Annotated in this window: 15 protein-coding genes; 6 read left to right on the top strand and 9 right to left on the bottom strand. The window is 59.3% G+C overall.

The features are described 5' to 3' along the window. Positions 1 to 58 precede the first annotated feature (58 nt). From AC1RJ3_RS10905 to AC1RJ3_RS10890, 4 genes are all read left to right on the top strand, one after another. On the top strand, positions 59 to 1,162 hold the full coding sequence (locus AC1RJ3_RS10905; RefSeq protein ID WP_054593758.1) for an ABC transporter substrate-binding protein: 1,104 nt from the start codon (positions 59 to 61) through the stop codon (positions 1,160 to 1,162). A 218-nt stretch (positions 1,163 to 1,380) separates the two neighbouring features. After that, positions 1,381 to 2,289: an ABC transporter permease gene (locus tag AC1RJ3_RS10900; RefSeq protein ID WP_493078876.1), complete on the top strand. Its 909-nt coding sequence runs from the start codon at positions 1,381 to 1,383 to the stop codon at positions 2,287 to 2,289. Beyond that, on the top strand, positions 2,286 to 3,134 hold the full coding sequence (locus tag AC1RJ3_RS10895; protein ID WP_216742091.1) for an ABC transporter permease: 849 nt from the start codon (positions 2,286 to 2,288) through the stop codon (positions 3,132 to 3,134). The genes AC1RJ3_RS10900 and AC1RJ3_RS10895 overlap by 4 nt, the downstream gene beginning before the upstream one ends. 15 nt (positions 3,135 to 3,149) lie before the next feature. Then, entirely contained in the window at positions 3,150 to 4,205 is a 1,056-nt protein-coding gene (locus tag AC1RJ3_RS10890; protein WP_103315058.1) for an ABC transporter ATP-binding protein, read from the top strand. Between the two features lie 169 nt (positions 4,206 to 4,374). On the opposite strand, the gene AC1RJ3_RS10885 is transcribed toward AC1RJ3_RS10890, so the two are convergent. Next, the gene (locus tag AC1RJ3_RS10885) at positions 4,375 to 5,304 is read right to left on the bottom strand and encodes an AraC family transcriptional regulator (protein ID WP_489110877.1); all 930 of its coding nucleotides are present in this window, start codon (positions 5,302 to 5,304) and stop codon (positions 4,375 to 4,377) included. A gap of 335 nt (positions 5,305 to 5,639) precedes the next feature. On the opposite strand from AC1RJ3_RS10885, the gene AC1RJ3_RS10880 reads away from it, so the two are divergent. Beyond that, positions 5,640 to 6,005, top strand: coding sequence for a putative quinol monooxygenase (locus AC1RJ3_RS10880; protein ID WP_054593753.1), 366 nt, complete (start codon positions 5,640 to 5,642; stop codon positions 6,003 to 6,005). Between the two features lie 9 nt (positions 6,006 to 6,014). Then, the gene (locus AC1RJ3_RS10875) at positions 6,015 to 6,278 is read left to right on the top strand and encodes a hypothetical protein (RefSeq protein WP_054593752.1); all 264 of its coding nucleotides are present in this window, start codon (positions 6,015 to 6,017) and stop codon (positions 6,276 to 6,278) included. A gap of 9 nt (positions 6,279 to 6,287) precedes the next feature. On the opposite strand, the gene AC1RJ3_RS10870 is transcribed toward AC1RJ3_RS10875, so the two are convergent. From AC1RJ3_RS10870 to AC1RJ3_RS10835, 8 genes are all read right to left on the bottom strand, one after another. Continuing rightward, entirely contained in the window at positions 6,288 to 6,920 is a 633-nt protein-coding gene (locus AC1RJ3_RS10870) for a flavin reductase family protein (RefSeq protein WP_054593751.1), read from the bottom strand. Between the two features lie 144 nt (positions 6,921 to 7,064). Continuing rightward, positions 7,065 to 7,352: a hypothetical protein gene (locus tag AC1RJ3_RS10865; protein ID WP_493078871.1), complete on the bottom strand. Its 288-nt coding sequence runs from the start codon at positions 7,350 to 7,352 to the stop codon at positions 7,065 to 7,067. A gap of 450 nt (positions 7,353 to 7,802) precedes the next feature. Then, positions 7,803 to 9,122 (bottom strand): MFS transporter, encoded by a 1,320-nt coding sequence (locus AC1RJ3_RS10860; RefSeq protein ID WP_477772139.1) that lies wholly within the window; start codon positions 9,120 to 9,122, stop codon positions 7,803 to 7,805. A 206-nt stretch (positions 9,123 to 9,328) separates the two neighbouring features. After that, positions 9,329 to 10,654, bottom strand: a complete 1,326-nt coding sequence (locus tag AC1RJ3_RS10855) for a sigma-54-dependent transcriptional regulator (RefSeq protein ID WP_493078869.1) — start codon at positions 10,652 to 10,654, stop codon at positions 9,329 to 9,331. Further along, positions 10,648 to 12,414 (bottom strand): sensor histidine kinase, encoded by a 1,767-nt coding sequence (locus AC1RJ3_RS10850; protein ID WP_493078867.1) that lies wholly within the window; start codon positions 12,412 to 12,414, stop codon positions 10,648 to 10,650. Before AC1RJ3_RS10850 ends, AC1RJ3_RS10855 begins: the two co-directional genes overlap by 7 nt. A 109-nt stretch (positions 12,415 to 12,523) precedes the next feature. Beyond that, a complete protein-coding gene (locus AC1RJ3_RS10845; RefSeq protein WP_347927859.1) occupies positions 12,524 to 15,256 on the bottom strand; it encodes an RHS repeat domain-containing protein in 2,733 nt (910 codons plus the stop codon). A gap of 65 nt (positions 15,257 to 15,321) precedes the next feature. Beyond that, entirely contained in the window at positions 15,322 to 18,009 is a 2,688-nt protein-coding gene (locus tag AC1RJ3_RS10840; protein WP_493078865.1) for an RHS repeat domain-containing protein, read from the bottom strand. Beyond that, positions 18,006 to 22,547: a SpvB/TcaC N-terminal domain-containing protein gene (locus AC1RJ3_RS10835; protein WP_493078863.1), complete on the bottom strand. Its 4,542-nt coding sequence runs from the start codon at positions 22,545 to 22,547 to the stop codon at positions 18,006 to 18,008. Before AC1RJ3_RS10835 ends, AC1RJ3_RS10840 begins: the two co-directional genes overlap by 4 nt. Positions 22,548 to 22,708 lie beyond the last annotated feature (161 nt).

Genomic DNA, 22,708 nt, shown 5'->3' with positions numbered 1-22,708 from the left:
GAGCGCGGGCGCAAGGGATGCTCCTAACTCATACCTACAACAATAAAGGGAGTCCTTCATGGGCGATCATGATCTGAACAGAAGACAATTCATCAAGACCGTAGGCGTTGCATCGGTTGCGGCGGCCGCCATGAGCATGCCGTTCATCCGCGCCAACGCCAGTGACACACGTTTTCAGGGCAAGACCCTGCGGCTGTTGACCTGGTCCGATGACACCGGGCTTGCGGCGCTGCGCAACATCGCCGCGACCTTTGAAGCCAAGACCGGCGCCAAGGTCATCGCGGACCGTACCGGCAGTACTTCGGAAATGGTCGCCAAACTGAAGGCCGGTGGTGATCGCCCGCAATACGACGTCATCACCCTGGCTGGCGTCGGCGCTGAAGGTCTGGCCGCTGCCGGGTTGCTGGAAAAGCCAGACCTGAACCGCATTCCCAACCTGATCGACGTACCGGAGAAATACCGCACCGGGGCCAACGGTCACGGCATCGGTTACCTGCTCTGGTGCAACAGCCTCGTCTACAGCAGCCGCACTCAGAAAGAAGCCCCGGACAGCTATGCGGCCCTGTGGGACGCGGATCTGGCGCCGAACATCTTCCTGCCGCCGCCGAACTGGACCGAGGCCATGGACCTGATCATCATCGCCGCCAAACTGGCCGGTGGTGACGAGCACAACATCGAACCCGGCTTCAAGAAACTCGCCGAGCTCAAGAGCCGCGTGGTGACTTTGGGTGAAAACCCGAACCAGATCGCCGAACTGTTCCGCACCGGCTCCCTGGACATGGGTGGGTTGTACGCTCCTGCATTCTTCCCGAAACAGATCCGCGATCCGAACTACGGTCTGAGTGCAACCTTTGGCATGAAGGAAGGTTTCTACACCGACCTGATGCAGTCGGTCATGCCGAAGAACCGTCCGGGCGATACCGACCTGGCCTATGCCTTCATCAACCACTCACTCGATCCGCTGGTGCAGGGCAAGATGGCCGAAGACATCTATAACGGCCCGGTCAACGCCAAGGCAATCATCTCTGCCGAAGCGCGCAAGAGCCCGTACATCCTGACGCCGGAGCAGATTGCCGAGAAGGCGATCATGCACGACAACGCCTTCCTGGCGACGGTGCATGACCAATGGATTCGTCGCTACACGGAAATCTTCTCTTCCTGACGTCTGCCGCCTGGAGATCCATTGTGGCGAGGGAGCTTGCTCCCGCCGGCCGTTCCGCGCTCGGGCGCAGCAGTCGTGAACCGGTAGATGCGGTGTGTCGGAAAAACACCGGTTGGCAGGTTCTGGGGTCGCTTCGCGGCCCAGCGGGAGCAAGCTCCCTCGCCACGGTTTCTTGTACGGCTCCAGGTTTTTTGCCTTCCATTGACGAGACCATTGCTATGGAACACCAACCTCTGACCCAAACGGTCAGCCCCGTTGCCGTACGCCCGAGCTTCGGCGTTTCGCCGACGACGCGCGCCTGGTTATTTCTTTCGCCATCGATGCTGTTTCTCGGTGTGCTGATTGCCGCCAGCCTGCTGGTGTTGCGCATGAGCGTGGGCACCAAAGGCGCGGAATGGAGCGGTTTCAGCCTGACCAGTTATGCCCAGCTGCTGGAACCCTATTACCTCAAATCCCTGCTGCTGACCTTGCGCCTGGCATTGATCAGCGCGGTGATTGCCGTGCTGCTGGCAATCCCGGTGGCGTACACCATGTCGCGCCTGACCTCGCCGTTGCTGCGTCGAGTGTTTCTGGCCGCCGTGCTGTTGCCGTTGCTGGTCAACCTGTTGCTACAAAGCTACGGCTGGCTGGTGATTCTGGGACCTGGCGGGATGCTCAATCAGGCGCTGATGGGCCTCGGTTTGATCAAGCGTCCGATCATGCTGCTGTACAACCAGAACGGCGTCTTGATGGGCCTGGTCCAAACCGCTTTCCCGTTGGCCGTGCTGCCGATTGCCAGCGCCATGCGCGGCGTTGCCCGCACTTACGAGGAAGCCGCGGCGACCTTGGGCGCGAGCCGCTTGAAGGTGTTTTTCCAGGTGGTGCTGCCGATGAGCATGCCGGGAATCATCACCGGCGCGACCCTGGTATTCGCCTACAACGCCAGCAGCTTTGTGGTGCCCTTGCTGCTCGGTGGTCGGCGTGTGCCGATGCTCGCGGTGATGGTGCATGACCAGATCGCGCCGCTGATGAACTGGCCAGCCGCCTCTGCGGCGGGTGTGGTGCTGATCGTCACCACGCTGGCCATCATGACCTTGTCCGAATACATCACTGGCCGTCGTCGGCGCATGCTGGAGGCTTCGCAATGAGCACGTTGAGCAAGAAGCGCCTGTCGCTGTTGCCAGGCGATACCGGTAAATTTGCCGGGATCCTTTCAGGCGTCATCCTGTTTCTGGCGGTGTTGCCGATCCTGACCATGATTGTCATGTCGTTCAGTGGTTCTTCGAACCTCGACTTCCCACCCAGCAGTTACAGCCTGCAATGGTACAAGGCCGCCTGGCACACCTTCGCGTCCCCGGACGCCAGCGATGTGCTGAGCCTGGGCAAAGCCATGACCACCAGCCTGATGGTCTCGTTCATGGCCATGATCTTCGCGACCCTCGTTGCGGTGCCGGCAGCTTATGCACTGACCCGCCTGGAGTTTCGTGGCAAAGCCGTGGCACTGCAGTTGATGTCACTGCCATTGGTGTTTCCGATGGTGGTACTGGGCCTGGCGTTGTTGCTGGTGTTCGACAGCCTGCCGTTCCAGATGACGGTGTCGCGACTGGTGATTGCCCACGTGATCCTGGCCTTGCCGTTCGTGGTGAAAAACTGCACCGCGGCGATGCTGTCCATCGGCAGCGAAGTCGAAGAAGCCGCACAAATGCTCGGCGCTTCGCCGATGCGGGCGATTGTCGATGTGGTGGTGCCGTTGATGAAGTCGGGGATCCTCGCCGGGATGCTGCTGGCGTTCATTGTCTCGTTCAACGAGTTCACCGTGACTTACTTCCTCTACACCATCGATGTCATGACCGTGCCTATCTGGATGTTCAGCCGCACCGTATCGTCGCTGGACCCAACCGTATTCTCGTTTGCCGTGCTGATCGTGCTGATCGACTTCGTCCTCATTTGGGCGTTGGAGAAGCTGGTCGGTGAAGGTGGCGTCTCGTTCTGATTCTTGAGGTGAAGCATGACTGGTTTAATTCTGGAAAACGTCGAGAAACGCTACGGCACGGCGTGCGCGGTGAAGGACGTCAATCTGCACCTGCCTGAGGGCAAGCTGGTGTGTTTTCTCGGCCCTTCGGGCTGTGGCAAAACCACCTTGCTGCGAATGATCGCTGGCCTGGAAACCCTGAGCGACGGTGAAATTCGTCTGGACGGTGAAGACATCGGCAACACACCGGCGCACCTGCGCAACTTCGGCATGGTGTTTCAGTCGCTGGCGCTGTTCCCGCACATGACGGTCGGCGAGAATATCGCCTATCCGCTGAAACTGCGTGGCGTGAGCAAGGCCGATCAGCAGGCGCGGGTGGTGGAGTTGCTAGAGCTGATTCAGCTGCAAGAAATGATTGATCGCCCGGTTGCGAAGCTCTCCGGTGGGCAACGTCAGCGCGTAGCGATTGCCCGGGCGATTGCCTCGCACCCGAAAATCCTCCTGCTCGACGAACCGCTGTCGGCCCTCGATGCCAAGCTGCGCGAATCGATGCAAGTGGAGATCCGCCAGCTTCAGCAACGCCTGAACATCACCACCATCATGGTCACCCACGACCAGCGCGAAGCCATGACCATGGCGGACATCGTGGTGGTGCTGGGGCAGAATCGGGTGCAGCAGGTCGGCACGCCGATCGAGATCTACCGGCATCCGGCCAACGAGTTCGTCGCCGACTTCATCGGCTCGGGGAACATTTTTCCGGCCACGGCATTGGGTGACGGTAAAGTCGGTTTGCCCGGTGGCGATGCGCTTCAGGTGCCGATTTGCAGCAGCATCGTGGTCGGTGAAAAAGTCAAGATGCTGGTGCGTCCGGAAGACCTCCAGCTGTCGCACCCACAGGCAACCGCAGGCAATCGTTTACTGGGCAGGGTGACGTTCGTGCGCGATATCGGCGCGACCATCGAAACCACGGTCGAGTGTTCCGGCGTGACGCTGACAGCGTTGAGCACGCCGTGCCAGGGTATCGGCCTGAGCATCGGCAACCCGGTGTCGGTGACCATTCCATCCGAAGCCTGCCGCGTACTCGCCGCCTAAGTCACGACGCCGATCACTGTGGCGAGGGAGCTTGCTCCCGCTGGCCTGCGTAGCGGGCCCAACATCAGCAATCGGGTTGTGTCAGGCAAAACTCGTTTGCTGGGTTACGACTGCTGCGCAGCCGAGCGGGAGCAAGCTCCCTCGCCACAATAAGCATTCTGCAACCGCTTCAAACCGTCATCCGCAACCGCGCCAGATCCCGCAACGGCGGCGCGCCAAACAGCCGGCTGTACTCGCGGCTGAACTGCGAGGGGCTTTCATAGCCCACGCGGTAACCTGCCGCCGAGGCGTCGATGCCCTCGGCGAGCATCAAGCGCCGCGCCTCTTGCAGGCGCAGTTGCTTCTGATACTGCAGTGGACTCATCGCCGTCATCGCCTTGAAGCGATGGTGCAGGGTCGACACACTCAGGTTCACTTCCTTGGCCAACTCATCAATGCGCAACGGCTGCTCGTAGTTACCGTTGAGCCATTTGATTGCCTGGCCGATGCGATGGCTCTGGCTGTTGGCGACGGCAATCTCATACAGCCGATGGCCCTGGGGGCTGCGCAACAAGCGATAGAGAATTTCCCGGCGAATCAGCGGCGCGAGCATCGCGATGTCTTTCGGGGTGTCGAGCAAGCGTGCCAGGCGCAGCACGGCATCGAGCATCGGTTGATCCAGTTGTTCGACATACAGGCCGCGCCCGGCAGGGCGGGTGGGCACGCCGATGGGCCCGGCGTCGGCAATCAATGCGGTGATTTCCGCCGGGTCGATATCCAGGCGCAAGGCCAGGATCGGCTTATCTGGCGAGACATCGACCACCCGTCCGCTGAGCGGCATCGAGACCGAGACCACCAGATAGTTGAGCGGGTCGTAGTTGAAGACGTCGTCGGCCAGCCGAACTTCCTTGCGCCCCTGGGCCATGATGCACAGGGCCGGTTGCGCGAGCACCGGGGCAAAGTCGTGGGACTGGCTGTGACGCGACAAAAACAACGAGCCGATGGCGGTCGCGTAGCTGCCATCCTCGCAGGTATTACGACGAATGATTGCCGAGAGCTCCACACGCTGTTTTTCCATGTTGGCATCCAGCGGGGCGTGAGTGGAATCCAGAGATGGCATGCAAAACATCCTCGGCAAGGAGATGGGATGAGCACAGCTTAAATTTGTGCAAGTCCGGGTGGTAGGCAAATCCTGCGCAAAACTTGCCTGATCCTGCTGTGTGGTCGGATTCAGCATAGAGAACGTAAACAGAACGCGGGAAAACTTGCTTGAAACCCCTTTGTCACATTTGCGCAGCTGACCTGGCGCTGGTTAGGCGGCAGTCAGCTGCGGGTGCAGGATTGTGCAATAAGCCGGCAGGAATCGACTAACGGGCCTAGCGCCTGTCGCTTAATCTCTGTCCCTGTCGCAGCTTCTCTCAGGCTGCCGATCGTCTACATCAGGGAGAGTCGAACATGTCCACGCAGATCCCCGTCAGCCATATGGCTTTTGTCCGTGCCCGCGCAGGCCGCTCGATGGAGTTGGGCGCGCGTTTGAGCAGCCTGATCGAACCGTCGCGTCAGGCCAGCGGTTGCCTGCACTTTGCCTTGCAGCATTCGTTGTGCGATCCCGAACTGTGGCTGGTGTCCGGTTTTTGGGTCGACCAGCAGGCCATGACTGCCTACTTCGGCACCCCGGCCATGCAGATCTTTGCCGAGCTGGTGCAAGAGTTGGTGGTCAACAGCCTGGATTTTCACACCTTCAGCGAAGTCTCGGCGGCTCAGGCACACGGCGAATATCCGCAGTTGAACAGTGCCTCACTACAGCAGTTGGCCAGCTGACGGTTTAGAATGGCCGACTTTCCATTGGCCAGGATCCGCGACATGGCACGTAAAGAGTTTGCACAGTTCGAAGCTGTTTCCGCCGTAGTACCGGGTGAAGGAGGCTACAGCGCCGCCATCGCCGTCAAAGCCCTGGGTGGCTCAGGCGCCCCGCGCTTTCACAAAATCCTCGATGAACAGAAATTCAAGACCGCCTTCGAAGCCGATCAGGCTGCCGAGCAGAAGCTTGAGCAGTTGACCGACGTCGCTGAAGACGGCGAACTGGTCTGGTAACGATTTGACCTATGCCTTGGTCGCCCCCGGGCGGAACATCTTGAACAAGGCCTCAGGCCCCAGCTGGAAATAATCCGCCGGCCCACCACCGCGCAGAATCGGTTCTGCCGCGGCGGTGTCGTACACCCCATCCTTGAGCAGCCACTTGGCGATATGCACGGCGACCACTTCGCCAAGAATCAGCCAGCTCGGCACCACTTCTTTATCCGCACGTTGCAACTGAATGATCTGCGTGACCTTGCACTCGAAGGACACCGGGCTTTCAGCGACGCGTGGCACCTGAATGATTTTCGAGGCTGCCGGCGTCAGCCCGGCCAGTTCGAATTCGTTGACGTCGGCCGGGACCGTCGCGCAGCTCTGGTTCATCTGCTCGGCCAGCGGACGGGTGGCCAGGTTCCAGGCGAATTCGCCGGTCTGCTCGATGTTGTTCAGGCTGTCTTTACGGCCGACGCTTGAGAACCCGATGATCGGCGGAATGTAGTTGAACGCGTTGAAAAAACTGTACGGCGCCAGGTTCAGCCGACCTTCGGCATCCTGCGAGGAAATCCAGCCGATAGGCCGCGGGCCGACGATGGCGTTGAACGGGTCGTGGGGCAGGCCATGGCCCAGGGCAGGTTCGTAGTAGTGAATATCATCAGACATGGCGGGCTCTTGTGCAGACGTAAAGGTGAAGGTTGCCATAGTGCAAGTCATTGAGGGTGAGTGCCACTCTCGCAGCGCCGGGTTTTCACTGTCCCAGAAACAACTAAGCCCGGCCGAAGCCGGGCTGTGAAGTCTGCCCAAGGTTTAGCTGATAGCGGCGGCAGTACCGGTGCGATCAAAACCGTCGGCGGCGATAGCGTCAGCGGTACCGGTGTGATCAAAACCATCAGACGCGACTTTGGCCGAGCCAGTGCGATCGAAGCCGTCAGCGGCGAAAGACGCCGAGCCTGTGTGATCGTAACCATCAGCCGCGACAGCGGCCGAATGTTCAGCGGTGAAAGCGCCAGAACCGGTGCGGTCATAACCGTCGGCGGCGAAGGTGTTGGCGGCCAGTACGGAGAGGGTCAGAGCGAGGATCAGTTGGGTTTTCATGATGTGTACTCCAAGTGTGTTTGCGTGTTGTGCGTTGGGTATGGAGCTCATACTACGCAAAAAAATTTGATTAAAAAGCGCAAATAAATGCTAAAAACAATCGATTAAGTGGATATTAAGATCGTCGCAGTCTGTTCCAGACCACGGCTTCGAGGCCTGCATTGTGTATACGTACGAGATGTCGATATGGATTCAAGCGGCGACAGAACGAGAGTGTCAGCAGGGCATTAACGGATCGTTATCGGTTCGTCGCGGGTTTGGCGGGGGGATTGGTGGTGTGCAGAACAAGTACGCGAGTCGTAGGGCTGCCGAGTTGTCTTAAGCGTCCTGTGATGATCGTTCCCACGCAGGAGCGTGAGAACGATCACTCAACAGGCCGCCTGCCAGATCGCTATCGCGGGCAAGCCTGGCTCCCACAAAGGCCTTGCACCTTTGTGGGATTTTTGCCGGTCAGTCAGTCTCGATCCGCGAGTGTTTGCGGGTGTCCTTCATGGTCACGTACACCAGCAACGACACCGCGATGCAGGCGGTGACATACCAGTAGTAACCGGTTTCCATGCCGATGCTCTTGAACCACAGGGCGATGTATTCAGCGGTACCGCCGAAGATCGACACGGTCAGCGCATACGGCAGGCCGACGCCCAGCGCGCGGATTTCGGTGGGGAACAGTTCGGCTTTGACCACTGCGTTGATCGAGGTGTAGCCGCTGACGATGATCAGCGCCGCCATGATCAGGAAGAACGCGCCCCACCAGGTCTGGATGGTGTGCAGGGTGGTGAGGATCGGCACGGTGAACAGGGTGCCGAGAATGCCGAAGGCAATCAGGATCGGCCGCCGCCCGACTTTATCCGACAAGCCGCCGATGACCGGTTGCAGGCACATGAACAGGAACAGCGTGGCCGCCGAAATGGTGGTGGAGTCGGAGATGCTCATGCCGACCGTGTTCACCAGGTATTTCTGCATATAGGTGGTGTAGGTGTAGAAGGCCAGGGTGCCGCCCATGGTCAGGCCGACCACGGTCATCAGTTCCTTGGGATGACGCAGCAGGGTGCGCATCGCGCTTTCTTTGGACTTTTCTTTCTTGGCGAACGACTCGGTTTCTTCCATCCCGCGACGCAGGTACAACGCGACGATGGCACACAGTGCACCGATGGCAAACGGAATACGCCAGCCCCAATCGTACAGTTGTTCGGTGGTCAGGGTTTGCTGCAGCACGATCAGCACGCCCAGGGCGATGAGCTGGCCGGAGATCAGCGTGACGTACTGGAAGCTCGAGAAGAAGCCGCGACGTTCCTTGGTCGCCATCTCGCTCAAATAGGTGGCCGAGGTGCCGTACTCGCCACCGACCGACAGGCCCTGCAGCAAGCGGGCGAACACCAATAGGATCGGTGCGCCGACGCCGATGGTTTCATAACCCGGGCTCAAGGCGATGATCAGCGAGCCGAAGCACATCAGGTAGACCGATGCCATCAACGCCGCTTTACGTCCGGCGCGGTCGGCATACAGGCCCATCAGCCAGCCGCCGATCGGACGCATCAGAAAGCCCACGGCGAAAATCGCAGCGGTGTTCAGCAGTTGGGCGGTGGTGTCGCCTTTGGGGAAAAAGGCTTTGGCGAAGTACAGCGAGAAGGCGGCGTAGACATACCAGTCGTACCACTCGACCATGTTGCCGACAGAGCCGCTGAAGATCGATTTGATGCGGCTGGCCGTGGTCTTTTCTTTGGCAGGCACAGCGGCCGACCCAAGAGGCAGGGTTTGTGAGTTATCCATGACGGATCCTTCATTTAATTGTTTTTGTGGAGCGCGCGTAAACGCAGCCTGCGAGGGCTATAGCAGGAGCTGTGCCAAGGGGGAGAGGGCCGGTTTAGAGGGGGTTACGGGAATGAGTGAGCGGAAATCCGCTTATGGTGAATAGGGTGATGAGCAAAAAACCGCCTACGCATGATCATTCCCACGCTCTGCGTGGGAATGATTGATTACAGGAACATCTCTCGGCTCAGCCCATGCCGCTGCATCTTTTCATTGAAGGTCCGACGCGGCAGTTGCAGTTCTTCCAGCACGGCTTTGATATCGCCCTTGTGCCGGGTCAGTGCGGCGCGCAGGCAGTGGGCTTCGAAGGCTTCCTGCTGGGCGGCGAGGGACTGGCCGGGTTCGATGCCGACCGGTTCCGGTTCGCCCAGGCCCAGCACCTGACGCTCGGCGACGTTCGCCAGTTCGCGCACATTGCCCGGCCAGTCGTGGCTCAGCAACCGACTCAACTGCGGGCCGCTCAGAGGCGGAAAGCTGCGTCCCAGCCGCTGCGCCGCAGCGTGAGCGAAGTGTTCGAACAACAACGGAATGTCTTCACGTCGTTCGCGCAACGGCGGCAGGCGCAACTCCGCGACGTTCAGCCGATACGCCAGGTCTTCGCGAAAACGCCCGGCGCGGGCTTCATCCAGCAGGTCGGGTTTGGTTGCGGCAATGATCCGCAGGTCCACGTGAATGCTTTGGTTGGAGCCCAGTCGCTCAAGCTTTTGCTCCTGCAACACCCGCAGCAATTTGACCTGCTGAGCCAGCGGCATGCTTTCGATTTCATCGAGGAACAAAGTGCCGCCATCGGCGTATTCAAGCTTGCCGATACGTTTGCCCTGAGCGCCGGTGAAGGCACCGCTTTCATGACCGAACAACTCGGCTTCGAACAGCTGCTCGGGGATTGCGGCACAGTTCAGTGCCACGAACGGCTTGTCGGCGCGCGGGCCGAAATCATGCAGGCAGCGGGCGACCAGCTCTTTGCCGCTGCCGGTTTCGCCGCGGATCAGCACGTTCACCGGCAGCGCCGCTAGGTCCAGCACTTGCCGACGCAGGGTCTGCAAACCACGGGAGACGCCGAGCAGGCTGGCGTCGAGTTTGCTGCGGTTGTCGGCCTGTTCATGCAGGGCACGGTTTTCCAGCACCAGCCGACGTTTGTCGAGCGCCCGGCGCAGGCTGCTGAGCAAGGTTTCCGGGCTGAAGGGTTTTTCGAGGAAGTCGTAGGCGCCATCGCGCATGGCTTCAACCGCCATCGGCACATCGCCGTGGCCGGTCAGCAGGATCACCGGCAAATCGGCGTCCCGCTGTTGCAGCCGGGCCAGCAGTTCCAGGCCGGTCATGCCGGGCATCCGCACATCGCTGAGGATCACCCCGGGAAAATTTGCCGGCAGTTGCGCCAGGCATTCATCGGCGCGGCTGAACAGTTTGACCTCGAACCCCGAGAGGCTCAGCCACTGTTCGACGGCATCACGAATACTGCTCTCATCGTCGACCACGATCACCGAGTTCAACATTGAATGTGCGTCTCCAGATCGATGGGCAAGGTGAGGGTGAAGACGGCGCCGTCGCCGTGATTGTCGGCGCTCAGGCGACCGCCGAGTTCATGCACGATGGCGAACGATACCGCCAGCCCGAGGCCCAGGCCGTCACCCACCGGTTTGGTGGTGAAGAACGGATCGAAGACCTTCGGCAGATCCTGCGGCGCAATACCGCCACCGCTGTCGGCGACGGTCAGGCGCCATAGCTGTTCATCGGCTTCAAGGCGGATTTCCAGACGCTTGAGTGGTTTGTCACGCATCGCATCGAGGGCGTTGCGCAGCAGATTGATCAGCACCTGTTCCAGGCGAATCGCATCGCCGCGAACCCAGGCCGGGCGACTCATGTGCAAAACCCGGTCGATCTGTTCATCGCGCAGTCGAGCGTCAAGTAACTGCAAGGATTGATCGACCACCGCCGCCAGGTCCAGACGCTCGCGCAAACCGCTGGGGCTTTTGCGCGCGAACGTCTTGAGATGACCGGTGAGGGCGGCCATGCGCGTCAGCATCTCATCCACCGGCCTCAGCGCTTTATACGCGTCGTCGACCCGGCCATGATCGAGCAGCAGGCGCAAGGTCGCCAGCTGCGTGCGCTGGGCGGTGAGTGGCTGGTTGATTTCATGGGCCAGGGCCGCCGACATTTGCCCCAGCGCCGCGAGTTTGGCCGATTGCACCAGGCCGTCCTGAGCGGTGCGCAGCTCGCGGGTGCGCTCTTCGACCAAGCGTTCAAGCTCTTCGCGGCTGCGCTGGCGCAACCTGGCCAGACGCCAACGCTGGCTGAGAAACAGCAGCAAAAACACCAGCGCCAGCCAGAGTCCGGCAGCGGCCAACCCGGCGTTACGCACATCTTCGAAGGCCACTTGCGGGCGACGCAGCAGGTGCAAGGTCCAGCCTTCGGTGCTCAAGGGCAGCGATTCCCAGAGGTAATCCGCTGTGCCGTCGGGGCCGTCGACGCGGGCCAGGTAACTGTTCTGGTCAAAGTGTCGAATCGGTTGATGGTCAAGCGGGGTCAGCGGCTGCTTGTCGTATTGGCGGGTGGTTTTGAGCTCGGCGCGATCAGTGTCCGACAGCGTGCTCAGCAAGCGATAGCGCCATCCCGGCTGATTGGCGATAAACACTATGCCCCGCGCATCGCTGACCAGCAGCGTGTCGCTGCCTTGACGCCATTCGCGTTCCAGTTCCGGAAACTCGAGTTTCACCACCATGGCGCCGAGAAACTCGCCGTTATCGCCCTTCACCGCACTGGACAGAAAATACCCGGGAATTCCACTGGTCACGCCCACCGCGTAAAAGCGTCCGGCACCCTGGATGCGGGTCTGGCTGAAATAAGGGCGGAAGCCGTAGTTGTGGCCGACGTAACTGCTGGGCAAGCGCCAATTGCTGGCGGCCACGGCCAGGCCCGTGTGATCCAGCAGTTCCAGGGTGGACGACTGGGCCGTGCCGTTGATCTTCTCCAGTTTGCGGTTCAGCGCATCCTGTTGATCAGCACTCACCGGGCCATTGAGTGCGGCGCGCAGTTCCGGGTCTAGCGCCAGCACCGCGGGCAGGGTGCGGTAACGTTCGATCAAGGTGTGCAGGGAATTGGCGTACAGCGCCAGTTGCTGATTGGCGCGGGCGGCATCGTCCACCTGGGCCTGGCGTTCGGCGTGGCGCATGGCCAGGGCGGCGGCGAGGGCGGCGCCAGCGAGGATCAGTAAGGTGTAGAGCGTCAACCTGGATGCGCGAGAGATCAGAGGCATGCGGTCGGGAATGGGCAGTCATCGGGATCGGCACCATAGCACGCCGTTGCCGAGTATCAGTAATAGTCTCACGTACGTTCCGGGCCTGCGGTGCATGAGGTGATCGCTCTTACCAACCCTGCCGCTGTGCATACCTGGATGCTAATTCTTGACCTTTATTTACTTTGGCCCGGAATATATTCATGTCTGCTTTTACTCCCGCAAGAGTTATCAACTTATCACGTCCTGTCAAACCGCCGGTTGAAAACAGAACATTGGTTTTCAGCGCGATAAAGTTCTCCATCATGAGGTGGAAATCTGCTTCGGCATTGCTTTTTAATTTCGCGTACTCATCGCCCAGTCTGTTGATCTTCATAGGGCTTAAGCCGTTTTGTGCATCATTTGCCTCTTCAGAGAGTTTTCCTAACTGGATCATCTCTTTTGCACCGTATGTCATGAACTCTTTCAGGGTTTTTTTTGCTAGCTTCATAAAGGCATTTTTTTGGCCTTCCTGAGTCTTCGGGTCATATTTTTTGTAAGTTTGATGAGCATTTTCAATGGTAAATGTCGGTGTGTTTTTCTCTTTGATTTTTTCCCAGGAGAGCTCCGCTGCCTTGGGAGTGATCGACGGTTCCAAATGGGTCTCTTTGCCAATTTTCTTCATGACCTCAGCGGTCGCCTTTTTAGCACCGAATGCACCGAGACCAACGCCCCCTATAGTGCCTGCTATGGGCAACGTGAGCGTTCCCGCCAGGCCACCTAACAGGCCTCCGGCAATGGTTGCAGCGGTGGTCACAATGCCAGTCACTACCGTGAACGTGGAGACTTTGGCGATCGTTGTGTTTCTATCCTTATCCTCAAAGAGGTGTTCGAACAATGCGTTTTGTTTGTCCACGACCTTGATCGCGGTGGACAGGTTTTTGCTGAACGCCTTTATTTCGTTGAGCAATTCGCTTTCTGTTTTAGAAGAACCCTCTTCGTCAATGTAACGAATGGGGTTGTTCCCCACCATCGCATACGGATTAAGCCCATCCACGTCCCCGGCCGGGTCGGCACTGATCCAACATTGCAACCACGGCGCGTAATACCGGTCACCATAGTAGTAAAGCTTACTGTCATCCATCTCCTTGCCCGAATACCGGAGGGTCTTGTAATCGGCCTCTACTACCGACCGCGCCGCGCACCAGCATGTACCGCCGTAGGGATAATAGAACTCCAGACTGATCAAGGCGCCGTTGCGATCCAGCTCCAGAACGGTTGAGCCAAGATGATCAGCGAGGTGGTAACGCAGTTGATCTGCCTTGATGCCGGCCGGTTTTCCAGTGACCCAATGCAGGCAACGCACACTGCCCACGCCGGTCGACAAGGTGATGACGTGCAGTTGCTGGCCGTCGCTGCGGGTGCGGATTTCCAGTCTTGGCAGATAGCGCACGTCGTGGTAGTGGTTAGCGGACGGGGTATGCCATACATGGCGTTTGTAGACCCGCATGCCTTGGCTGTAGCGGTAGGTTTCTTCGTCATCAGGCAGGCCGTTGCTGTGTGTGAGCAAGGTCACTTTGGCCAGTTGGTCACGGGCATTCCAGTTCAGCGGCTGGCCACGTTGCAGCAGTAACTGGTTACCGTTGGGGTCGAAGAGCTCATCGAAAATCGGCTCTGGATCACCTTCTTCCCAGCGCACGCCCCGGTTGCTGTGTTCATCGATGCACATCTGGCGAGTGAAGGTGTTACCGTCGCGGAGATGACACACCGTCGTCAGGTTGTTGCCAAGATCGTAAGCGTAGTGCCGGGTGTAGTTGAAGCGTCGAGCGGGGTCGATGGGCGTGATCAAGTCTGGCAAGCCCGGCTGGAGATTGGGTTTTTCAGCCTCGAAACCGCTCGCCTGCGTCAGCCGGTACAGCGAGTCATAGACAAACTCGCGATGACCGTCGATGCGCTGATTGGCGAAGAACACCGTGGTCAGTGTGTGGTCCTCGATGCGCAGCACATTGCCCATGCGGTCATGGACATACTCAAGGTTCTGGCACAGCGCTTCACCGGGTTTTCCGGCTTTGAGCGTCTGCAGTCGACCGTCGACAGGGTCGTAGCCCCAGGTGCTGATCACGCCGTTGCCGGCGTTCTGTTCGATGATCTGGCCGGCAGCGTTGTACTGCGCGTCGTTGAGAATGTCTTGACGCGGGCTGGCGGTATCGAGCTGAAGCATGACGTGCTTGAGTTGCCCGGCAATGTCGTAGCGCGTGTGCTGATGATGGTCGCCGGCATCGGTTTGAGTCAGTACCGCGCCAAGGGCGCTGTAGTGTCGGCGGCTGGTGTAGCGCTGGGTGTCGGGAAAAGTGCGGGTTTCACTCAGTGGCTGACTGTGCAGGCTGAAGCCACTGACACTCAACACACCTGCGAGATCGACCTGTTCGATCATCTGGCCACGTTGATTGTGCCCGGGGTCGGCAGAGGCGTCGGCGTAGGTAAAGGTTTCGATGTTCGGTTGCGCGTTTTCCTCGACGGCGACCACGCGCATCAGGTGATCGTGAGTGGTTCGCCAGTGATGACCGCGTTGATCCCAGTGCTGAAGGATTTCACCGGCCAGTCCGGCCAGGCTCAGGTGCCGACCGGCGTCGACACTGTCGACCCTGAGCGCTTCACCTGACAGCCGATAGACGCTGGCCTGGTTAGGTCTGGGGGCCTTTCCGAACAGTCGCGGGTCCCATTGCTCGACCAGCCGTCCGAGCGTGTCATGGCGTTGCCGGGTGATCAGTGTTTCCTGTGCTCCACCAGCGACCTTGCGCAGATAACCGACCTGACGGATCGGCAAGCCGCGAGGGTCGTTGGCTTTCAGTTCAGGTGTGCGCCAGTGGACATTTGTGCTCATCGGGTCTGCTCGGGTGTTTTCTTTAGCATACTGGCCCTGTCAATTGCTATTGGCGGGTTCCGGTCTCATACCGCTGTTTCAAGCGCTCTTCGGGCCCTTGGTTTGGGAATGGGGCGTAGCTCTGATGCAGTTCCCGGCGCCTCGGGCAGTACGAACTTGCCGGCTTCATCAATCATCAGGACAACGTTTTTACCCATCTTGGTGGCAGAGTTACCGAGCTCGGTGGCCTGATCCTTGAGCTCTGTCAGTACGTTACTGGCTTCGGTCAACGCGTTTTGGGCGCTGTCGATTTTTGAGCGCAGGGCGTCATGAATATCGATACCTCGGCGCATTTGCTCCAGCACTTCGAGTTGATCCAGCGGCGACAATTGCTCCATTAACGAGGTCACGGCTTTTTCGCGGAAATCATCCAGCTTGTTTTGAAGTGCCTCCGGGAGCTTGCCGCTGGCCAGGTCATTGGCGCCATTGGAGAGATCGCGGGTGACATTCTTGATCTGTTCGGTCTGCAACGTTTCGGCGACGCGTATGCCTTGCTTGAAAAAACGGTAACGCACATAGGACGCGAGAAGACCTCCAATCAAGCCGCCCACCACGCCTCCAATCGCGTTCCCTATGACGGGTGCGAACGCCCCGGCCGCACCTCCTAACGTGGCACCGACGGTCGCTCCCAAGCCAAAGGCCGACAGACCATTTTTTGAAAAGAGGTACTTGCGAAAGGTCATGCTGCTTCTGATCTCGGGAGTGACGTGAGCTTCGTCATCAGGGCCATCAAAGTTCTTTGCCGCGTCATCGACTTTACTGCCTACGTCGGCTGCCGTTTTGAACAGGCTGGTGGCTCGTTCCCAGAACCCCGATCTTGCGCCGCCATCGTTGTCGATATAACTCATCGGGTTGTTACCCACCATCGCATACCGGTTCAGCCCATCCACCGCGCCCTTGGGGTCGGCACTGACCCAGCGTCGCAGCCAGGGTGCGCAATAGCGCAGCCCGAAGTAACAAAGCCCGCTCACATCCATCTCCTTGCCTGAGTAACGGATGGTTTTGTAACTGGCCTCCACGGTCGAGCGCGCCGCCCACCAGCAGGTTCTGCCGAAGGGGGAGTACAACTCGTGGCTGATCACTGCGCCGTTGCGGTCCAGTTCGAGGGTACTGGAGCCCAGGTGATCGTCGAGGCTGTAGCGCAGTTGATCTTGTTCAATCCCGGCGGGTTTGCCCTTGACCCAGTGCAGGCAGCGCACGCTGCCGGGCAGGGTAATGACGTGGAGTTCTTCGCTGTCGTCGAGGGTGCGATTTTCCAGCCCCGGTAAATAGCGGACATCGCAGCGGTGGCGGACGGCCCCGGCGTGTGTGATCAGCTGTTTGTGTACACGCACGCCCTGGCTGTAAGCGTAGGTTTCCTCATCGTCCCCTGTGTCGCGCTTGATCAGGGTGGCGCTGCCCAGCTGGTCGCGATGATTCCAGGCCAGTGGCTGACCTTTTTGCAGCATCAGCTGATTGCCATGATCATCGAAGCCTTCCTCAAACACCGGCTCGGGGTCGTCTTCCTTCCAGGCGAGGCCCCGATTGCTATTGGGCGCGATGCGCAGGTGATGGGTGTAACAGTTGCCTTCACGCTGGTGACAGAGCGTCGTCAGGTTGCCACCCAGATCGTAATAGTAGCGCTCGGTGTAATTGAGGAGGCGGCTCGGATCGATAGGCACGATCAACTCGGGCAGCCCCGGGCGGATCGTGGCGTCGGCCACTTCAAAACCGCTGGCACGGATCAGCCGGGACAGCGAGTCATAGGCAAAGTCACGGTGGCCATCGACTCGCTGGTTGGCAAAGAATACCGGTTTGAAACGGTGATCCTCGATACGCAGGATGTTGCCCATGCGGTCGTAGTAATAACCGAGGTTTTGAAGCAGTGGTTGCCCTGGGATTCCGGCCCATTGATTCGTCAGGCGACCATCGGCAGGGCCATAGGTCCAGGTGCTGACAACGCCGTTGCCAGCGGTTTTCGTTTCAATTTGAGCGAACGCGTTGTAGGTCAAACGCTGCAATACCGGTTGCAGCAAGTCCTCATCCTTTAGCTGAAGAAAGCTCTGCTTGAGCTGCCCCGCGAGGTCGAAGCGAGTGTGCTGTCGATGGCCGGCGGCATCGGTCCGGGTCAGTTCCGCGCCATTGGCGCTGTAGTGCCACGAGGTGCTGCAGGCCTTGCCGTCGAGGAAGGTTCGGGTTTCGCTCAACGGTGCGCCCAGCAGGCTGAAACCTGCGAAGTCCAGCCTGCCTGCCGGATCCTCTTGAGCCGTTTTCTGACCACGCAGGTTGTGGCCCGGATCGGCCGAATGGTCGGCGTAAATGAGGCGTTCGACGATAGTCTGCGGCTGCCCGGGCGGCTGTTCGTGCAGGGCGATCATGCGTAACTGGGGATCGTAATCGGTTTGCCAGTGACAACCGCGCCCATCCCAGCGTCGCAGCGCTTGCCCGGCGACCCCGAGCAGGTTCAAACGCTTACCTGCATCAACGCCATCGACCCGCAGTGCATTGCCGGATAACCCATGGACTGTGGAGATGTTGGGCTTTGGGGCGATACCGAACAGTCGCGGGTCCCATTGCGCGATCAGTCGCCCGATAGGGTCATGGATTTGCCGGGTAACGAGGGTTGTCACGGGACCGTCGATGACCTTGCGCAGGTATTCGACGTGCCGGACGGTCAAACCACGGTTGTCGTTGACCTTCAGGGTCGGTGTATTGCGATGCACCTGAAGGTTCATGGCGTGTTCCGGTCCTGGCGTTTATCGGGCTCAGGTTCATAGGTATCGTTGAAATCTTCACTGGTTTGAAACCAGGGGTGGTAGGTCTCGCGAGACTCATAGCCTTTGGCATTGATGATTTTGACCGGTCGGCCCAACGGATCATAAAACTGCTGGTCGTGATGGCCGAACCGGCGAAACGCTGCATCGTTGATATAGCGCCAGGCGTTGGCGAAGTAGGGGCGATAGACCCGCACGGCCAAGCCCTTGTTGTTGTATTCCACCCGTTCGCTGACGCGCCAGCGCGGGTCGGCATGACGTTCCAACGGTTTGCCGGTTACCGGGTCGAGTTCCAGCTCGCCCTGCGGATTGACGACATAGGCCATCCCCGGTTCAACCAATTGCTTGGTTTGCAAGGTACGGCCAAAGCCATCGACGCAGGTCATCTGCATCTGGATTTGCGGGCCTGTTTCGGCGTCCGGGTCCGGATAGTCATCGGCGGTCAGCACCAGGTTGTGCACGGGCTCACGCGCAACACCGCGAATCAGCTCGAGCAGTGTCTGTTCGGCCGCTGTTCGGGCCTTGAGCCTGGCCAGACGCGTGCGTGCGCTGGCGCAAATGTGCAGGGACGGCAAGATGTAACCTTGTGCAATCCATTGGGCTAACTGATCAGGGCGCTGGCGAACCGTATCGGGCAGCGTGCCCATCCAGCTGAGCAAGTCCTTGCGTAATACGCTGGCCGCTTTTTGCAAGGCTTCGACCGGGTCCCGGATCGCTTCGCCAGGGCTGGAGTCTTCGGGGAGACGGTGTTTATCGAGGGGGGCGAAGCCGACGTCCGCGCCATTTTCAGTGCCAAAAAAACTGGTTGCCAGCGGTTGCCCAGAGGGTTCGTAGATCGCTTCCCGAGTATTTTCGTTGGCATCAATGACGCATTTTGGCTGGAGTGCGTGGTAGTCGTATTGGGCGTGTGTGATGCAGCCGTCCGGCAACTCAACTGCCGTGGTCAGCAAGCGATAGGGGTCGTAGCTGATCGTGGTCAAGCCGTGACTGGCGGTCGCATTGAATTGCAGCACCTTGTAGAAGCCGTCGAGGTCGGCGTAACGGGAAAAACCGTGCAGGCCCGACCAGAGGTTTTCCAGCTTGTCTTCTTCCTCGTCTTTGTCGAGAAACAACGGCATGGGTTGGAAGCCGATGTTTTGCAGTTCCTTTCGGATGTCGAACGGAGCGGGCAAGGTGTCGTAGGCGGCCAATGCGGTCTTGTCATATTCCGCCCGCTCCAGGGGACCCGCCAATGCCTGGAGCTGGGCGCTGCCGTCCGGCAACAAGCTGCCGTCAGTGGATAGATAGCTTTGCCGCGATAACCGGCTCAACTGCCGCAACGCGTTCCACTCCTTCCACGTGTGGGATTGGTTCAGGCATTCATACGACGCTTCTTCGGGCTTGAGGCCAGCAGGCAGCGAGCCTTTGGGCAGCGCCAACACATTGACGCGTTGGCGCCACGGCAGCCGCAGCCGCCAGCCTTGCAGCGCATCCAGGTGAATGAACCCGGCAAGCGACTCGCTCAGGTAATAACGCTGTTGAGCTTCATCGTGGGCATCCAGCCACCATTGAGCCTCATCGGGATCTGCAAAGGGTGGTTCATCCTTTTCGGTTTTGCGTCGTGCATAGTTGACGGTCAACGCGTGAAGCGGCGTGCCAAAACGGTCCCACTGCAGCGTGATTTCATGACGGCACAACGGATCATCAACGCAGCGTTCATATTGGTAGCTGATTTTTTCGACCAGCAACGGCAGGACAATCGCATGGGGATGGTGCGGGGCCATGGGCCTGAGTTCTCGCACCAGATAACGTGACTGCTCCACCGAATAGGGCATGGCCGCGACGCGGTCTTTCTGTAATCCGAAGACTTCCACGCGCAGTACCGAACCGCTCAGGCCTCGGGCAATTTCATGCAGGGTGGCTTCGTCAGTGGGCTCGATGAGTTCATCGATGCCGTCGTTCTCGTGGAAATGACTGATCAGCGTGTCACCCAACGGATGGGCCTGGTCGTCACCGTTGAAGTAGTCCTCGCGAGGCAAGTCCACCCGGCGGCCGGTATGGAACCAGGTGCGGGTCAATGTGGGTGCGGTAAAACCGCTGTCGCCTTCCTCCGGGCTGGTTTCGCTGTCGGTCTGGTGCAACAGGCCAAAGCCACGAAACTCGCGGTCATGGCTGTCGTAATAGCCATGAAAATAGTTGAAAAACTGATTCAGGCAGTTGCCGGTAATCTCGTCGAGCTGACTCTGCTGGCTGACCACCTGAACCGGGAACGGCAGGTAGCAGGGCGGCGGTTTATCGGCATCCGGCCATTGTCGTTTTTCATCCAGCCACTCTTGTGCCGAACTGCGGTAGCGCACGGTGCCACTGCAACCCATATTGTTATTGGTCGCTATCAGCGCGTAAGGCCGCACGCCGACAAAGTCGTAACGCCAGTGCCGTGGCGATGGGTATGGCACGGTGAAGATCAAACTGGCGCAACCGAGCCCTTGCAGGTCGGCGAAATTGACCTGGCTCAGGGTGTCGTAGCGCACACCCTCGGGCCAGGCCACGCTGATCGGCGTTTGCTTGAGCCGATTGCCACCGAGATTGAGGTAGATTTCGAAGTGATCCGAATGCAGGTAAATCACCGACGTGGCACCGCAACCATCGATGTCGACGATTCGCACCCGCGCTGCGTCGAACGTCCCGTACTCGAAGGGCAAGGTATCCATGACGAACCCTTTGCCGAAACGTCCGTGGCCCAGGTTCGGCCAGCATTTGATTTCGTCGTGACGAATGCGGCACAGGTCCGGCAGGTCGCTGCCGAGCATATGGCCCAGAAACACCAGTTCGCTGCGTGAGTTGCTGAACAATGGCAGGTTGTCGCCGTTCGGTTCATGGGGCACGTCCTTCGCGGGCCCAAAACCGTCCTCCCGAAGGCTGGGATAAAGACGTACGCTTTTTGGACCGATCAGCGCCAGTGAACTGAGGCCGCTGCCCGTCAGGTCTCCGAATTGTGCCAGAGCGTTGAAGAACTCCAGGGGAAAGGACGTGAAGGGGCTGAACGGCGACCAGCTGCGGTCAGGGTTTAGGGCATAGAAACCACTGAAAGCCGGTTGTGCAACGACCCAGTCGAAAAAGCCATCACCGGTCAGGTCGTTAAGCGACTGCTTCACCGGTTTGCTGCCATCGGTGACCGGGATGGTCGGCAATACCCGCCACCGGCCGTAGGTTATTTCGTCGGGGTGGTTCGGCCCTCGCATCGGTTCGCGGTAGTACCAGCTCTGAGTGTATTGGCAGAGGAAACCGGGCACACCCTCGCCATACAGGTCGATGCATTGATGGTGTTGCCCGTCCTGGATGCCGGGCATGTGTTCGAAGGGGAAGAAGGGTACCGACTGGGTGTTGATCTCGAAGGGCGAGTAGCCGAATTCCATCGGCGGCAGGTGTTCGACTGCACCACTGGCGTTAAAAGCTTGATAGTGCGCGGCGCACAGCTGGCTGTAGAACGCCGGCTCCGGGTGATAGTCCAGCAACAGGCGTTTGACCAGCGCGGGATTGGGCCCCAGTTCATCGGGGAAGTGGTGAAACATCAAAACCTGCCGGCACAGGCGGCGGGTGCTCAATTCGAAGCCATAGCCATAGGTAAAGAACGAGTCGGGGCGAATCAGCCACTCGCCGATGTCATCGTTCGGTTGTGCAAACGGTTCGCCAAAGACCGGTTTCTTGTCCCACTCCAGCGTCCGTTCTCCGTAGTCGAACAGCAGGTGAAAGTGCCAATCCAGCTCGGCCGGGTTGTCCACGGTCCAGGCATACAGATGCTCGCTGGCGCTGAAGTTGCCGTAACACACCCGTCGCAGATAACGCTGGGCCCGGTAGTCGTGAGGTTGGTCGTTGAGCGGGTCTTCGGGTTTGTACTCATAGACGATGTGTTCGCCATGGGCGCTCTTGCTTTCAAGCAGCAGCCAGGCGCCAACCCGTAACCTGTCGTTTGGATCGGCGCGCCGCGAAGCCTCGGTCTTGCCATAAATGTGCAGACTGCCGTCGGCCCCGTGCACCAGCCAGAAAGGCGGCTGGTTAAGCTTGGTGCTCGATTGCCAGAGCTCGATCCGATCGAAGGCGCCTTCGACCCGAGGCCAGTAACGGACCACCAAGTGCTTGCCGACAGGTTCACCGTTGTAGTGATCTTCGGGGCGGGACTGGATGTGACCATCCTTATCGCGCTCGGGCATCCATTCATCACCGCTGGGCCCCACGATGACATCGTCTGTGAGGTAGCGCGGTACGCCTTTGCTGGTCTGGCGAGTAATGGCGTTGATGCTCAAGCGCCAGCCGAAGCCGAACGGGCCATTGCCCGCTTGACTGTCGTAGCTCAGTGCCAGTGCCGGATCAAAGCCGCGTCCCGGCGAGATCGGCAACGGCAACTCGAAAGAAGCCTTGCCGCTGCTGCCAATAGCGCCCCAGCTTTTGCCGATGGTAGTAATCGCGGCACTCTTGGCAATGGAAGGCGGGGTGATGTTTGGGGAGGCTTGATCTTCCATGGTCAGATTTTGTTCCAGCCTGGCGAGCGGGGGGCGGATGGCTCACGCTACCAAGTAGGGCACACGACGTAACCTGTCAGACTTGACAGGTATGAAGGGTTTTTCTAGAACGAATCAGTCTGTCTGTCGGTTTTTTTATCGCTGTCAGTTCGTAGCGTTTT

The sequence above is a fragment of the Pseudomonas sp. GW822-FHT04C11 genome, assembly GCF_058800905.1.
This window is presented reverse-complemented; position numbering and strand designations above follow the sequence as displayed.

Bases quoted from the DNA above. Each gene is read 5' to 3' on its own strand.
- AC1RJ3_RS10905 (WP_054593758.1), top strand. From the start codon at position 59: ATGGGCGATCATGATCTGAACAGAAGACAATTCATCAAGACCGTAGGC.
- AC1RJ3_RS10900 (WP_493078876.1), top strand. From the start codon at position 1,381: ATGGAACACCAACCTCTGACCCAAACGGTCAGCCCCGTTGCCGTACGC.
- AC1RJ3_RS10895 (WP_216742091.1), top strand. From the start codon at position 2,286: ATGAGCACGTTGAGCAAGAAGCGCCTGTCGCTGTTGCCAGGCGATACC.
- AC1RJ3_RS10890 (WP_103315058.1), top strand. From the start codon at position 3,150: ATGACTGGTTTAATTCTGGAAAACGTCGAGAAACGCTACGGCACGGCG.
- AC1RJ3_RS10885 (WP_489110877.1), bottom strand. From the start codon at position 5,304: ATGCCATCTCTGGATTCCACTCACGCCCCGCTGGATGCCAACATGGAA.
- AC1RJ3_RS10880 (WP_054593753.1), top strand. From the start codon at position 5,640: ATGTCCACGCAGATCCCCGTCAGCCATATGGCTTTTGTCCGTGCCCGC.
- AC1RJ3_RS10875 (WP_054593752.1), top strand. From the start codon at position 6,015: ATGGCCGACTTTCCATTGGCCAGGATCCGCGACATGGCACGTAAAGAG.
- AC1RJ3_RS10870 (WP_054593751.1), bottom strand. From the start codon at position 6,920: ATGTCTGATGATATTCACTACTACGAACCTGCCCTGGGCCATGGCCTG.
- AC1RJ3_RS10865 (WP_493078871.1), bottom strand. From the start codon at position 7,352: ATGAAAACCCAACTGATCCTCGCTCTGACCCTCTCCGTACTGGCCGCC.
- AC1RJ3_RS10860 (WP_477772139.1), bottom strand. From the start codon at position 9,122: ATGGATAACTCACAAACCCTGCCTCTTGGGTCGGCCGCTGTGCCTGCC.
- AC1RJ3_RS10855 (WP_493078869.1), bottom strand. From the start codon at position 10,654: ATGTTGAACTCGGTGATCGTGGTCGACGATGAGAGCAGTATTCGTGAT.
- AC1RJ3_RS10850 (WP_493078867.1), bottom strand. From the start codon at position 12,414: ATGCCTCTGATCTCTCGCGCATCCAGGTTGACGCTCTACACCTTACTG.
- AC1RJ3_RS10845 (WP_347927859.1), bottom strand. From the start codon at position 15,256: ATGAGCACAAATGTCCACTGGCGCACACCTGAACTGAAAGCCAACGAC.
- AC1RJ3_RS10840 (WP_493078865.1), bottom strand. From the start codon at position 18,009: ATGAACCTTCAGGTGCATCGCAATACACCGACCCTGAAGGTCAACGAC.
- AC1RJ3_RS10835 (WP_493078863.1), bottom strand. From the start codon at position 22,547: ATGGAAGATCAAGCCTCCCCAAACATCACCCCGCCTTCCATTGCCAAG.